General features: G+C 67.4%; 11 protein-coding genes. 2 read left to right on the top strand and 9 right to left on the bottom strand.

Going from position 1 to position 13,763, the window contains the following annotated elements; all coding sequences use genetic code 11:
• The gene (locus tag OG205_RS01895; RefSeq protein ID WP_330274469.1) at window positions 1-2,133 is read right to left on the bottom strand and encodes a TOMM precursor leader peptide-binding protein; all 2,133 of its coding nucleotides are present in this window, start codon (window positions 2,131-2,133) and stop codon (window positions 1-3) included.
• Complete coding sequence (locus OG205_RS01890) at window positions 2,130-2,318, bottom strand: hypothetical protein (protein WP_330274468.1); 189 nt, start codon at window positions 2,316-2,318, stop codon at window positions 2,130-2,132. Before OG205_RS01890 ends, OG205_RS01895 begins: the two co-directional genes overlap by 4 nt.
• Before the next feature lie 112 nt (window positions 2,319-2,430).
• Here OG205_RS01890 and OG205_RS01885 point away from each other — a divergent pair, with 112 nt between their 5' ends.
• On the top strand, window positions 2,431-2,988 hold the full coding sequence (locus tag OG205_RS01885) for a DUF4232 domain-containing protein (RefSeq protein WP_330274467.1): 558 nt from the start codon (window positions 2,431-2,433) through the stop codon (window positions 2,986-2,988).
• On the opposite strand, the gene OG205_RS01880 is transcribed toward OG205_RS01885, so the two are convergent.
• The 5 genes from OG205_RS01880 to OG205_RS01860 all read right to left on the bottom strand — a co-directional run bounded on the left by OG205_RS01880 (window position 2,985) and on the right by OG205_RS01860 (window position 10,862).
• Window positions 2,985-3,914: a hypothetical protein gene (locus OG205_RS01880; RefSeq protein WP_330274466.1), complete on the bottom strand. Its 930-nt coding sequence runs from the start codon at window positions 3,912-3,914 to the stop codon at window positions 2,985-2,987. The genes OG205_RS01885 and OG205_RS01880 overlap by 4 nt on opposite strands.
• Window positions 3,911-5,947: a PQQ-dependent sugar dehydrogenase gene (locus tag OG205_RS01875; protein WP_330274465.1), complete on the bottom strand. Its 2,037-nt coding sequence runs from the start codon at window positions 5,945-5,947 to the stop codon at window positions 3,911-3,913. Before OG205_RS01875 ends, OG205_RS01880 begins: the two co-directional genes overlap by 4 nt.
• 126 nt (window positions 5,948-6,073) lie before the next feature.
• Window positions 6,074-8,980 carry a PQQ-dependent sugar dehydrogenase gene (locus OG205_RS01870; protein ID WP_330274464.1) on the bottom strand — a complete coding sequence of 969 codons (2,907 nt, stop codon included), beginning with the start codon at window positions 8,978-8,980 and terminating at the stop codon, window positions 6,074-6,076.
• Between the two features lie 68 nt (window positions 8,981-9,048).
• Complete coding sequence (locus OG205_RS01865) at window positions 9,049-9,843, bottom strand: ABC transporter ATP-binding protein (protein ID WP_330274463.1); 795 nt, start codon at window positions 9,841-9,843, stop codon at window positions 9,049-9,051.
• Between the two features lie 11 nt (window positions 9,844-9,854).
• Window positions 9,855-10,862 (bottom strand): ABC transporter substrate-binding protein, encoded by a 1,008-nt coding sequence (locus OG205_RS01860; protein ID WP_330274462.1) that lies wholly within the window; start codon window positions 10,860-10,862, stop codon window positions 9,855-9,857.
• A 74-nt stretch (window positions 10,863-10,936) separates the two neighbouring features.
• Between OG205_RS01860 and OG205_RS01855 the strand changes: the two genes are divergently transcribed.
• Window positions 10,937-12,070, top strand: coding sequence for an RNA-guided endonuclease InsQ/TnpB family protein (locus OG205_RS01855; protein ID WP_330274461.1), 1,134 nt, complete (start codon window positions 10,937-10,939; stop codon window positions 12,068-12,070).
• Window positions 12,071-12,146: 76 nt separating this feature from the next.
• On the opposite strand, the gene OG205_RS01850 is transcribed toward OG205_RS01855, so the two are convergent.
• Together OG205_RS01850 and OG205_RS01845 are read right to left on the bottom strand one after the other, a co-directional pair.
• Window positions 12,147-12,968 (bottom strand): ABC transporter permease, encoded by an 822-nt coding sequence (locus tag OG205_RS01850; protein WP_330274460.1) that lies wholly within the window; start codon window positions 12,966-12,968, stop codon window positions 12,147-12,149.
• A gap of 116 nt (window positions 12,969-13,084) precedes the next feature.
• Window positions 13,085-13,762 (bottom strand): phytanoyl-CoA dioxygenase family protein, encoded by a 678-nt coding sequence (locus tag OG205_RS01845; RefSeq protein WP_330274459.1) that lies wholly within the window; start codon window positions 13,760-13,762, stop codon window positions 13,085-13,087.
• Window position 13,763: the final 1 nt, after the last annotated feature.

The raw sequence follows: 13,763 nt of genomic DNA, 5'->3' as shown, positions 1-13,763 counted from the left end.
CTACAGGAACATCGGGATCGGGTTCAGCTCCGCGTACGGGGTGGGTGCGGTGAGCCTGCCGAGCCGGACCGGCACGTCGAACAGCCGTCCGGGGGCGTACCGCGCCCAGAAGCCGCGCAGCCCGGGCACGATCACCTTCACCGCGGGCAAGCCGATGTCCGGGCGGGTCTGGTCGAGCACGAACACCTCCAGGCCCGCCTTCTCCAGCCGTGCCTGGACGTCCAGCACGTCGATCAGCAGATCGCCGGAGGCGGTGTACGGGTGGAGCACCGGCGAACCCGAGGGAAGCAGGTAGGGCTGGTTCGCCACGGTGGCCGTGGCGAGCCAGTGCAGCAGGTCGGGGTCCTCGGCGGTGTGGCCCGCCAGCACGGCGGGCATCATCTGGTTCATCTCGGTCAGCGCGCGGCGCGTCGCCAGCGCCGGGTCGAGGTGGGCGCCGAAGCCCATCACGACCTCGTCGCGTTCACCGGAGACCAGTCTGGACAACGCGACCACGACGGGCACGCCGATGTCGGAGGTCAGGTCGAGTGCCCACACCTCGCGGCCGAGTCCGGCGTACGCGGACCGGAGCTCGTCGATCCACGGATCCCCGCCCAGGTGGACGGGTGGCTGTGAAGTCCGGTTGTACCACCACAAGGCGACAGCATCGCGTTCGACGAGCTCCAGCATTCCCTGCAGGACGGCGTCTTCCAACGAGGACCCGGCCGCGTTGCCGTTCGAGTCTGCGATGAGCTGTTCGTCCGCGCCGGTGCCGAAATAGAGCAGACCTGTTGGCAGCAGGCGGTGTTCGCCGCGCGTGAGGGACCACATCGGGGACCAGTCGATCTCCGCGTCGTCGTCGAACGGAGCGCAGACGTGCTGGAAGCCCGAGTGCGCGGCGTTCCAGGTCGCCCGGCCGTCGAACTGGCGCTGGTCGTACAGGTGGACCTGATCCGGGTGGATCGCCCGCGCGCCGAGCGAACGGAGGCTGCCGCGCACGCGCGCCTCATCGCCGTCGACCTGGGCGCTGTGCCGTTCCAGCGCCTCGCACAACGCGCCCACCTCGGCGTCCAGGGCGGTGACACCCTTGCCGCCGTTCTCGGAGCGCAGGGCGGAACGGAGGTGGGCCGCGCCCCGGTGGCCGAGGGCGACGTTCGGGCCGGAGCGGAAGGCGTTGAAGAACGCCGGGGCGCGGTCGTCGCGCACGACGTCCTTCACCACCCCGGTGATCGGGCTGATCAGGTGGCGGTAGGCCGACAGCACCTCCTCCGGCGTCGAGGAACGGTGTCCACCTCCCGACGTGTGCACCGCCGGGCGTGAGGACAGTTCCACCGGACGCCAGGCGCGTTCCCGCACCAGGGACGGATCGCCGCAGGAAGGGCACTGGGGACGGGCGGAGACGGCATGCCGCCTGCCGGTGAGGTCGCGGCTGTCGAACGTCCACAGGTCGCGCTGGCCGTCGTAGCGGTGACCGGCGACCCACTTCGCCGCCTCCAGGGCCACCAGGTTCAGCGCGACGGCTCGCAGCGGCTCGAAGTCGACACGAGACCGCGGCACCGCCCCTGGCAGGCCGAGCGCGGAGCGGACGTGGGCCTCGGCAGCGCGGTTCGCCCACAACCGATGGGAAAGGCAGTGGTAGCAGGGACCCGAGCCCGGCGTGAAGAACGGGCCGATGGACACCTTGGCGCCCACCGGTTTGGCGAGCAGCCACGACCGGCCGGCGGCACGCAGCTTCGCGTCCACCTCGGCCAGACCGTCGACGAGGTGGTCGGACACCAGAACGACGGTCAGCGCGCCGTCGCCCTCGGCGATCGGCGGGAGTTCGGCCTCGACACCGAGACAGATCACGTCGACGTCGGGCGTCCCCGCGGGTTCGACGCCCAGCGCGTCCCAATAGGCGGAGCCGGACGTGCTCATGCCGACGAGTCCCGCCTGCGCGAGCTGGGTCAGCAGACCGGCGGCGTGCTCGGGAGACGCGTCGAACTCACGGCGCACCGCGGCGAGGTCCCGGCTGCCGTCGAGCAGCGGGGCGAGCGCGTCGACTCCGGCACCGCGCAACGCGGTGGTGTCCTCCTCGGAGAACACGTACACCGCGTCGCCCGGAACCACTTCGGCACGCAGGTGCCGCTTGAAGCCGATGTGCCGTGAAGTCACTCCGGAACGGCGACGCGAGTGGACCCACAGGCACGACAGGGACTGACGGACTGGGTGCAGAAGCAGAGGGCGGCCTCTGCTCCCGTGCCCAGTCCGGCGCCGTCGAACGTGTCGAGAACCAGTCCGGTCTCCAGGCTCGGTGCGACACCGAACACCTGCTTGACCCCAGCCGTGAACTCCTCCATGCCAGCCTCCCCAAACGAGATGTGGGCCACACTATCGGGCGATCGGGGTTTGCGGACCCCGATCGCCCGGCTATTCGTCGGAGATCAAAACGAACCGGTAAGGGGTCCACGCATGCGTCTCACGATCCTCGCCGCCGTGCTCGCGGTCGGCGCCACGGCCTGCGGGTCACCGACCCCGGCGTCCCAGGGTCAGGCTCCCTCCACGACCTCGAACGCGCCCACGTCCGCCTCGTCGAGCGACAAGCAGAAGCCCGCGGTGAAGGCCGAGCTGACGATGCAGGGCAAGCCCGGCCTGGGCCTGCTGACCGCGACGAACCAGGGCACCGGGCCGATCACGTTCCAGGGCTGGCCGAAGCTCGCCTTCACCAACCCCGCGAACCAGCCCGCCGCGATCCCGGTGGAGCAGAAGCTGGTGCCCGGCGAGGGGCCGTCGATCACGCTGCAGCCAGGGCAGACCGCGTTCGCCGGGGTGCTGCTCGACGTCGACGACGACGCCAACTCGTTCGCCATCAACGAGATGACCGCCGAGCTGCCGGGCATGGTGCCGGTGAAGGTGTCGTTCGTCGGGACGGACGGCCAGCCGATCGCCGACATGACCAAGCTGAAGGTCAGCGAGGCCAAGGTGGGGACGATGCAGCCGGCCGCCCAGGGCGTCACGGTCTTCGACTAACCCTTCATCCAGCGGTACTGCAGGTACACCTCCCACGGATGGGCAGCGCGGTCGAGGAACATGAGGCTGTCCATCCGGCAGTTGCAGGCGTTGCCCTCGCGGGTGTTCTGCGGATAGCTGCCGCCGATCTTGTAGCCGCGCGGGTCGGTGGCCGACGCGAGGTCGGGTTCCGGTTCGCCTTCGAGCTTCCACGGGTCACCGGCGGTGACGTACCTGCCCGCCAGTGGATCTCCGTTGCGGTACAGGGCCATCGCGCCGGTGTCGAAGTCGAACGTGGCCGTTAGGAACACCCATTCGTTCTGCGGCAACAGCTTCTGCCACGGCTCGGCGGCGGCGAACGTCTGCGACTCGCCTCCGTCGATCCTGCGGGCCAGGGTGACCAGTTTCAGTTCGCCGTCGACCTGGATCAGTTCCAGCAGCGCGCGCACCGCGTGGCCGTTGGAGTCGCCGGTCAGGACGCCCGCCAGGCCGATCGCGCCGTAGAGGTCGTCCGGGTTGGCGGAGTTCGAGTTCGGGGCCGGGTTCTGGCCCGTCATCTTCACCCAGCCCATGATCGACGCCTGGCGCGCGCCGTTGAACGACTTCAGCGTCGGAACGCCGGTTTCGCTGTACAGGCCTGCTTTCCAGTCGTCGTTGCCGGCTGCCTCTGGGTTGATCTGCTTGAGCTGCACCGAGTTGCGGCTGCGCCGGAACGCTCCGTCGCGCACGCGCATGTCGGCGCCGCCGTTGATCAGCTGCAACGACGTGCCTGAACGGCCGCCGTCCTGTTCCAGGGTCTTGTTGCCGCGCGCCGGGTGTTCGAAGTCGTAGTACGACACCAGGTTGCGGGACAACGTGGGCAGCACCGTGCCGAACGTGGCCTGGGCCGGTGCGGCCAGGCCGACGCTGAACGTCGCGACCAGGCCAATAACCAGAAGGCGCTTCATCGGACTCCCCTGCCCTGTACGCGCAGGTCGCGGAGCCTGCCGATGTTGTCGAACGAGCCGAAGCCGACGCGGCCCGAGGAGAACGTCCTGTCCACGGCGGTCATCAGCGGATACGGAGAACCGTCCACGTAGACGGCGATCTCCCCCGAGTCGGCGCAGTGCTTGACCCGCACGCGATGCCAGGCCGTGTCGCTGACCGCCGGCGCAGCGCCAACGGAACGCACGGCGTCCCACTGGTGGTCGAGGCGCAGGCGGTCGGCGTTGTTCACCACGAAGATGCCGTTGTGCGGGTAGATCTTGTTGTCCGACGAGAGATGCGCGTAGTAGAACTCGGTGTCCGAGCGGTAGCCGAACACGATGATCACGTCCCGGTTGGACTCGGCGACCGGCGTGTCCAGTCGCACCGACGCGTCGACCTGCACAGAGCCGAACGCGGGTCCCTTCTGCAGCACCGCGTACTCGAACGGGCGGCGCGGACCCGGCCGGGCCACACCGGGTTCGGCCAGCACGACCTCACGGCCGGGGAACTGCCACAAGTCGGGAGTCACCGGCTGCCACGAACGCGCCGAGGTGGCACCGGAGACGAAGTCGTGGCCCGAGCGGCAGGAGGCGAAGGTGCGCGCACCCGTCACCTTCCAGATCTTGCCGTTCGCCTTGGCCAGCACGTAAAGCTCGCCAGAAGCGTCCTGACCGAAGCGCAGGTCGACCCGGTTCGGGTCGTTGACCAGCGCCTTCATCGTCGTCAGCTCGCCGTTGACGTAGACCATCAACTCGCGTGAGACGGCCATCGGCCTGCCTGCGCGCATCTCGCGTTCGTCGGCGTAGTAGAGCAGGCCCTTCACGCCTTCGCCGTAGATGTACTTGCCGCGCAACGAAGGGATCTTCGAGCCGCGGTAGACGAAGCCGCCCATCAACGCGTTGCCGCTGTCGGCGCACGGCCGTTGGGTGGAGAGGCGGTTGTGGTCGAACGCCGTGACCGGGTAGGTGAAGCCGTACTTGGCGTCGTCGGCGGGCAGCGGGAACACGCCGCACGACGGGTCGCCGCGCCGGTACTCCCAGATGCCCTCGCGCTCGCTCCAGCCCAGGTTGGCGCCCTTGCGGACCTCGTAGACGGAGTCGACGGCCTTCTCGCCGATGTGGCCCATGTACATCCGGTGCGTGCCGGGGTCCCAGCTGAAGCGGTACGGGTCACGCATGCCGTACGCGTAGATCTCGCCCAGCGCGCCTGCCTTGCGCACGAACGGGTTCGCGCGCGGGATGCCGTACTCGCCGTTCACGCCGTCGTGCCCGGCCGGGTCGATGCGCAGGATCTTGCCCTGCGGCAGCGCCAGGTCCTGCGGCACAGTGGTCGAGAAGCCGATGCCGCCGTCACCGGAGGCGATGTAGAGCAGCTTGTGGTCCTCGTCCCACCAGCGCGCCGTCGGGTTGAAGCCGATCTCCTGGAAGCCGTGGATGAACGACGCGAAGCCGACCCGCAGCAGTTCGCGGCGTGTGCCGGAGAAGACGTCCGCGCTCGGGTCCGAGGCGGTCCACTCGGTGATCACGCCGTGCACCTGGGTGTCCGCGGGCGACGGCAGATCAGGCTTCTTGGTGGTGAGGGCGGAACCGGTCTCGGTGTGCACGGTGTAGAACTTGCCGTTGCGCCTGAAGTCCGGGTGGAACGCGGCGAACCCGAAACCGCTGCCCAGCCCGCGGTGGGTGTGGAAGTCGGGGCCGACCGCCACGCCCAGGTCGAGGAACGCGTGCTGAACACCCTTGTCCAGCAGGTAGAGCTTGCCGTTCATGTCGGGCACGAACATCCGTCCGGAGCCGTCGGGCACCTCGCCCAGGTAGTTGATCCTGTTGTAGCGCACCAGTCTGGTGTCGGTCGGTGGTGGCACGGGCTGCGACTTCGGCAGCTGCGCGACCTCCGTCAGCTCCAGGCCGGCACCGGACGCACCCGGTGTCGGCAACGGGTCGGCGATCGGCACGTCCTGCTGTGCCGAAGCGATCGGCACGAACAACGCCGAGAGCACGAATGTTGTGACAGCCAAACGACACAAGCGTCTGTACATCCCCCACCACCCTGTGGGCCAGGCCGTGCCAGCACGGCAGCGGAAAGCGCTTTCCAATGCAGCGGCACCCGGAATCTACCTAGCTAATAAGGTGGTTACAACCCCTCACCGGCGGCCTGCGGTCACCCACTCGTACTGTCCGCGCACCTCGTCGGCGCTCACCGCGCGGTCCAGGAACATGAGTCCGTCGAGACGGCAGTTGCAGGCGTTCGCCTCGCGGTTGTTCTGCGGGTGACTGCCGCCGATCTTGATGCCACGCGGGTTCGTGGCCGAGGTGACGTCCGGTTCGGGTGCTCCGACGAGCTTCCACGGATCACCCTTGACCGCGTAGGTGCCCTCCACCGGCTTGCCGTCGACGTAGAGGCCGATCGTGCCGTTGTCGAAGTCGAACGTCCCGGTGAGGAACACCCACTTGTTCAACGGCAGCAGCGTCTTCCAGTCGGCGTTGGCCACGAAGAACTGCTTGTCACCGCCGTCGGCACGGCGTCCCAGAGCGATCAGCCGCATCGCGCCGTCGTGGTTCTCCATCTCCAGCAACGCCCGCGCGGCGTGACCGTCGGAGTCACCCGAGAGCACGCCCGCGATGCCGATCGCGCCGTAGAAGTCCGAATTTCCGGAGGAGTTGGAGTTCCGCGCGGGCGCCTCACCGGTGATCTTCACCCAGGTCATGATCGACATGCCGCGCGCCTTGCTGAACGCCTTCATCGACGCGACCCCGGACGAGCCGTAGACGCCCGCTTTCCAGTCGTCGTTGGTCTTGTCGTTCGGCCGCACCTGTTTGAGCTGCAGCGACGTTCTGGAGGCCAGGAACGCGCCGTCCTGGACCCGCATGGCCGCGCCGCCGTTGACCAGCGAGATCGGCGTCCGCGAGTCGGTACGCCCGAGGTCGTCCTCCTTCCTGGGGTCAGTGGCGGGATGCTCGAAGTCGTAGTGGTGCACGACCGCGGACGCGATGCCCGGTGACACCTCAGGAGACGCCTCCGCCTGCAAGGACGCGGCTTTGCCGGTGATCCGCAGGTCAGCGACACGGCCGACGTTGTCGAACGAGCCGAACCCGACCCTGCCGGACTTCAGCACGGTGTTCGTCGCCGTCATCAACGGCTGCGACGAGCCGTCCACGTACACCGCGATGGCTCCGGTGTCCGCGCAGTGCGTGACTCGGACGCGGTGCCACTTCATATCCGTTACGGCAGGTGGAGCGCCTACCGAGCCGTTCCACTGGTCGTCGATGCGCACGCGATCCGCGTTGTCCACCAGGAAGATCCCGTTGTGCGGATAGATCTTGTTGTCCGACGACAGGTGCGCGTAGTAGAAGCGGGTGTCGGACTGGTGCCCGAACACGATGACGACGTCGCGATCCTTCTGCGAAACCGGTGTGTCAAGCCGCACCTGCGCGTCCACCGTCACGTTGCCGAAAGCCGGCCCCTTGGTGACGACGGCGTACTCGTTGGGACGCTTCGGGCCAGGCCGCACCGCGCCGGCCTTGGACAGCACGACCTCATTGCCCGGGAACCGCCAGCGCGACGGCGAGACGGGCCTCCAGTCGCCCGCACCCGTGACGTCGCTGACCACGTCGCCGCCGGAGTCGCAGGCCTGCTGGGTCTGGACGGTGCCGGTGACCTTCCAGATCCTGCCGTTCGCCTTGGCCAGCACGTAGAGCTCACCGGCCGCGTCCGTGCCGAACCGCAGGTCGACGCGGCTCTTGCCGGCCAGAGACTGCATGGTCGTGCGCTTGCCCGCCGAGTCGTACACCGCGAGTTCGAACGTCTTCGCGATCGGCGCTCCGGCCCGCATGTCCTTCTCTTCGGCGTAGTACAGCAGGCCCTTCACGCCTTCGCCGTAGACGTACTTGCCCTGCAACGACGGAATCGCCGTGCCGCGGTAGACGAAACCGCCGATCAACGCGTTGCCGCTGTCCCCGCAGCCACCGCCCGGCCGGTTGTGGTCGAAGCCCGCGACCGGATAGGTGTAGCCGAACTTCGCGTCGTCGGCGGGCAACGGGTAGAGCTGGCACTTCGGGTCGTCGCGGCGGTAGGTCAGGTGGCCTTCCCGTTGCCCCCAGCCGAGATTGGCGCCGGGCTTGACCTCGTAGACCGACTCCACGACCTTCTCGCCGATGTGGCCGAGGAGCATCTTGCGCGTGCCACCGGAGTCCCAGCTGAACCGGTACGGGTCGCGCATGCCGATCGCGTACAGCTCGGCCAGCGCGCCCGGCGTGCCCAGGAACGGGTTCGACGGCGGGATGCCGTACTTCCTGTTGCCGCTGTTGGTTCCCGCGGGATCGATGCGCAGGATCTTGCCCTGTGGCACCTTCACGTCCTGCGGCACGTCAGAGCGGTAGCCGACGCCACCGTCGCCGACCGCCAGGTACAGCAGGTCGTCCGGTCCGAAGCCGATCTCCTGGAAACCGTGCAGGTACATGGCGAACCCGATGCGCAGCAGCTCTCGGCGAGTGCCCGCGAAGGTCGTCGCGCGCGGATTCGACGCCGTCCACTCGGTGATCACGCCGTGCACCACCGAGTTCGGTGAGGGCAGGTCGGGTGTTCGGTTCTTCAGCGCGTCCTTGGCCTCGGTGTGCGCGGTGTAGAACTTGCCGTTCGTCGCGAACCGCGGGTGGAACGCGACGAACCCGAACCCGCTGCCGAGTCCCTGGTGGTTGTGGAAGTTCGCGCCGATGGCCGAGCGGACGTCCAGGTACGTCCGCTGCCCGCCGCCGTCGTGGTTCAGCGTGTACATCTTGCCGTTCATGTCCGGCACGAAGAACCTTCCGGAGCCGTCCGGAATTTCGCCGAGGTAGTTGACCCGGTTGTACTGCTTTAGTCTGCTGTCCCCGGCGGCGGGCGTGGTCGACGACTGCGGCAGTCTCGCGATCTCCTGCAGTCGCACGCCCACGCCCGACGGCGCCGGTGCGGGGAGTGGGTCCGTGACCGGACCTGCCTGGGCGGCCGCCTGTGGCACCAGGGTGGCCGCCGCGACAGCCAGCGCGGCAACGATTGAGAGCGATCTGAACATCGCGCACCACCTCGTGGATCGGCTTGGGAAAGCGCTTACCACGCGGCGGCGAGCCAGACTCTACGCGCTCAGTCGTGCCCTGTCACGGCTCCCAGCAGGTCGCGGATGTGCGCGGTCGCCGACGCGAACTCTGGACGGGCCATCGTCGCCGAGTAGTCCCTGTCGCCGGGCAGGTCGACCTCGATGATCTCGTTGACCACCGCGGGACGTCGCGTCAGCACGATCACCCGGTTCGCCAGGTACACCGACTCCGCGATCGAGTGCGTCACGAGCAGCACCGTCGTGCCGGTCTCCCGCCACACCCGGTGCAGCTCGACGTTCATCTGCTCGCGGGTCAACGCGTCCAGGGCGCCGAACGGCTCGTCCATCAACAGCACACGCGGCTGGTGCAACAACGCACGGCACAACGCCACACGCTGCTGCATGCCACCGGACAACTCGTGCGGCAGCGCGTTCTCGAACCCGGACAGCCCGGTCATCTCGATGAGCTCGTCCGCCCGCTTGCCCGCCTCGGCCGAGTTCATCCCACGCATCTCGGCCTGCAGCAGGATGTTCCTACGCGCCGACCGCCACTCCAGCAACGCCGCCCGCTGGAACACGAACCCGATGTCGTGCCGCGGCCCGCGCACCTGCTCGCCGAGCAACGTCACCGTGCCCGACGACGGCGTCAGCAAGCCGGACACCAGCTTCAGCAGCGTCGACTTGCCGCAGCCGGACGGCCCGACGATGGACACGAACTCGCCCGGCGCGACGTCGAGCGAGACCTGTTGGATCGCCGTCACCTCCGTGCGCTTCGACTGGAAGCGCACGGAGACGTCGTTGATCGCGACAGCCGAGCTGGTAACAGTCACATCAGTGCTCATCCCTGCGGTGCTCATCCTTTCGGGGCAACGCTTTCTTCCCAGTACGCCGAAGGCTCGGACGCTTCCTTGATGATGCCGGTCTTCTGGAAGGTCTCGATCGTCTTCTTCCAGTCGTCCACGGTGTTGACGCCCGGCGCCTTGCCCTTCGTCGCATCGGTGTGCAGCAACGTCAGCGTCGTCCTGAACTGCTCCAGCACCACCGTCGCCGACGGCAGCTGCTCGGCGGCGCCCTTCATCGACTCGGCCGCGGCCTCCGGCGCCTTCTCCGACTCCGCCCACGCCTCCTGCGTCGCCGCGACCATCTTCTTCACCAGCTCGGGATCCTTCTGCAGCATGGTCTTCGACGTCAGCAGCCCGTTGCTGAAGTAGTTCAGCCCGAACTCGGAGAACCGCAGGTAGCCGACGTCCTTGCCGGACTTCTCCTTGATCGTCGGCCCCTGGTCGGACGCGAACCCGAGCAGCACGTCGGTGCGGTTGGAGATGACCGCGGCCATCTTGCCCGCCGGGTCGATGTTCTGGATCGAGACGTCGGACTCCTGCATGCCGTTCTGCTTCAGGAAAGCCGGGAACGTCTTCGTCAGCGCGTCCCCCGCCGTCGTCGCGACGGACTTGCCCTTGAGGTCCTCGGGCTTCTTGATGTTCTTGTCGGTGAAGAACTGCACGGAGGCCGGCGTGGTCTGCAGGAACACCCCGATGCTCTTGGCCGGCACGCCCTGCTCGACGGCCGTGGCGAGCGCGGACGTGTCGGCCCAGCCGAAGTCCGTCTGACCCGCGCCGGTCGCGGTGACGGTCTTGCCGGAACCCTGGCCGGCCTGGATCTTCAGCTTGATGCCGTGCTTTTCGTAGATGCCTTGCTTGACGCCGTAGTAGAACGGCGCGTGCTCGCCGTACGGGTACCAGTTGAGGGTCAGCGTGACCTCCTTGGCCTCGCCGCCGGACTCGGACGTCGTGCCGCCGCCCCCACCGCAGGCGGCAACCACCAGCAACGCGGGAAGTAAGCCTGCGAGCAGTTTCTTCATCGAGACTCCAATCGCGTACCCCGAAGATCGGCACGATGTGCTGGACTGCCAACATGTGAGATGTGGCGGCGACAATGGCGAAGCGGGCGTTCAGGTACCGCTTCTATCCGACGGAGCCGCAGGCGCAGGAGTTGCTGCGCACCTTCGGTTGCGTGCGGCTCGTCTACAACAAGGCCTTGCAAACACGTTTCGATCTCTGGCGGGCCGAGCAACGCCGGCTGGACTACGCCGCGACCTCGGCGATGCTGACCGACTGGAAGCGTGACCCGGACCTGTCGTTCTTGGCCGAGGTATCCAGTGTTCCGCTGCAACAGACTTTGAGACACCTGCAGGCCGCGTTCACGAACTTCTTCGCCAAGCGCGCCAGACACCCCAGGTTCAAGTCTCGCAGGAGGTCTCGCGCTTCGGCCGAGTACACCCGATCGGGGTTCCGCTGGCGCGATGGAACTCTCAAGCTGGCGAAGATGATCACACCACTGAACATCGTCTGGTCCCGTCCGCTGCCTGCGGGCGCAGTTCCGTCCACGGTCACGGTGACGCGTGACCCGGCGGGACGTTGGTTCGTGTCGTTCCGAGTGGAGACTGCGGTCGTCCACCACCCGCAAAGCACGCGAACGATCGGCGTCGATGCTGGGATCACAGCGCTGCTGACCTTCTCCACCGGCGAGAAGATCACCAACCCTCGGCACGAGCGACGCGAACGCGCCGCACTCGCGAGAGCCCAACGACGCCATTCCCGCAAAATCTTGGGATCGGCCAACCGGGACAAAGCCAGACGCAAGGTCGCTCGTGTCCACGCCCGCATCACCGATCGGCGACGAGACTTCCTGCACAAACTCACCACTCGACTCGTTCGTGAGAACCAAACGATCGTGATCGAGGACCTCAACGTGTCGGGCATGGTGCGCAACCACTGCCTGGCGCGTGCCATCTCCGACGCGAGCTGGTCGCAGTTCAGATCTCTGCTGGAGTACAAGGCGGCCTGGTACGGCCGCAGCCTGATCACCGTCGACCGCTGGTTCCCGTCGAGCAAGACCTGCTCCACCTGTGGACAGCTCGTCGACAGCCTGCAGCTGAACGTGCGTGAGTGGACATGTCGCGGTTGCGGATGTCTTCACGACCGTGACGTCAACGCGGCGCAGAACATCCTGGCCGCCGGGCTGGCGGCGACGGCCTGTGGAGACGGGGTCAGACCAAACCGGCTCTAGTCGGTGAGGCACCTGTCGCAACCTCCCTTCACGGAGACAGAAGCAGGAACCATCGGCCGCGAGACCGATGGACAGGTCAAGACCCACCTTTCGCGAGAAGGGTTGTGACGGCGGCGCCGCGCCGGCTGGCGTGCCACGGCAGCATCAGCTTCTCGGCGAGATCGAGCAGGAGGAAGAGCAGGACGCCCACCAGCGAGATGACGATCAGGCCCGCGAACAGCATCGGGGTGTCCATGTTGCCGTTGGCCTGCAGGATCACGTATCCGAGGCCTTCGTTGGAGCCGACGAACTCGCCGACCACGGCACCGGTCACGGCGAGCGTGACCGCGACCTTCAGGCCCGCGAACAGGTGCGGCAGCGCGGCGGGGAAGCGGATCTTCACGAACGTCTTGACCGGGCCGCCGCCCATCGTCGCCGCGAGTTCGAGCATCTCGGTGTCGACCGATTTGAGGCCGGTGACGGTGGAGATGACGACGGGGAAGAAGGCCATCAGCACGGCCACGATCACCTTGGGCTCGAAGCCGAAACCGAGCCACACCACGAACAGCGGCGCGATGGCGATCTTCGGGATGACCTGCGCGAACAGCAGGATCGGGTACGCGGTGCTCTCGACGGTCCTGGAGTAGACCATCGCGACGGCCATGAGCACGCCGAGGACGCCCGCGATGGCGAAGCCGAGGATCGTCTCGTAGGTGGTCACCCAGGTGTGACCCCAGAGGTAGGACCACTTGTCGACGAGCAGGCCGAAGGTCTTGGCCGGTGACGGCACGAGGTAGGCCTCGACCAGGCCGGTGACGGTGACGAGGTGCCAGATCGCGAGGCAGGCGGCGAGCAACGCGACCGGACGCCAGGTCCGCTCCACGACGCCGCGCCAGCGGTCCGCCTGAACCGTGTTCACAAAGCTCCTTCGGGTCGGAAAGCGCTTTCCGTACGCTATGTCCGACCCACTGAACGGTCAAGAAGGTAGACGGATGAAGCCGTGACGACTGAATCGATTTTCCCGGCTATTAGCGATTAGCTGTAGGTGTTGCCCGCATGATCACGTCCTCGCGCGAGATAGATCTTGTGGCTGTCCTGCTTCAGGAACCGGACGGTCGTCGGCATGTATCTCATCGTGTAGCCACAACGGCGCAACGTGCTGCGGTTCGGTGGGCTGCCGTGCACCAGCATGGCCGAGTGCACGCTGCACGCCCCGCGCTCCAGTTCCACGTTGACGGCGCGTGACTCGTCCACGGCCGTTTCCTGGTTGAAGAACGAGTCGGCGGTGCCGGTGTGCTCGGCGGCGGCGAGATGACTGCCCGGAATTACGCGCAGGCAGCCGTTCTCGACGGTCGAGGGGTCGATCGCCAGCCACACGGTGATGGCGTCGCCCGCAGGTGAGATGCTGTCACGCCAGAAATGCGCGTCCTGGTGCCACGGAACGGGTTTGCCGTCGCCGGCGGGCTTGCAGATGAAGTGCGACGAGAACAACGCGATGTCCGGGCCGATCAGCGACTCGACGAGGTCCAGCACGTCCGGGTCGAGCAGCCACTCGAACAGCGCCGGGTCGGTCAGGTGCGGCACGTCCATGTGCTCGGGGCGCTGTCCCTCCGGCAGCGCCGCCAGCTTGGCCTCGAAGTGCGCGGCCAGCGCCTCGAACTTCGCCGGTGCCAGCACGCTCGCGTGCGTCTCGTAACCATCCTTCTCGAACATC

This window comes from Lentzea sp. NBC_00516, assembly GCF_036346835.1.
In the GTDB taxonomy this organism is placed as follows: Bacteria; Actinomycetota; Actinomycetes; order Mycobacteriales; family Pseudonocardiaceae; genus Lentzea; species Lentzea sokolovensis.
Note: the sequence above shows the minus strand (reverse complement) of the source record. Positions and strands in the feature narration are given on the sequence as shown.

Bases quoted from the DNA above. Each gene is read 5' to 3' on its own strand.
- OG205_RS01890 (WP_330274468.1), bottom strand. From the start codon at position 2,318: ATGGAGGAGTTCACGGCTGGGGTCAAGCAGGTGTTCGGTGTCGCACCG.
- OG205_RS01870 (WP_330274464.1), bottom strand. From the start codon at position 8,980: ATGTTCAGATCGCTCTCAATCGTTGCCGCGCTGGCTGTCGCGGCGGCC.
- OG205_RS01880 (WP_330274466.1), bottom strand. From the start codon at position 3,914: ATGAAGCGCCTTCTGGTTATTGGCCTGGTCGCGACGTTCAGCGTCGGC.
- OG205_RS01860 (WP_330274462.1), bottom strand. From the start codon at position 10,862: ATGAAGAAACTGCTCGCAGGCTTACTTCCCGCGTTGCTGGTGGTTGCC.
- OG205_RS01845 (WP_330274459.1), bottom strand. From the start codon at position 13,762: ATGTTCGAGAAGGATGGTTACGAGACGCACGCGAGCGTGCTGGCACCG.
- OG205_RS01885 (WP_330274467.1), top strand. From the start codon at position 2,431: ATGCGTCTCACGATCCTCGCCGCCGTGCTCGCGGTCGGCGCCACGGCC.
- OG205_RS01855 (WP_330274461.1), top strand. From the start codon at position 10,937: ATGGCGAAGCGGGCGTTCAGGTACCGCTTCTATCCGACGGAGCCGCAG.
- OG205_RS01865 (WP_330274463.1), bottom strand. From the start codon at position 9,843: ATGAGCACTGATGTGACTGTTACCAGCTCGGCTGTCGCGATCAACGAC.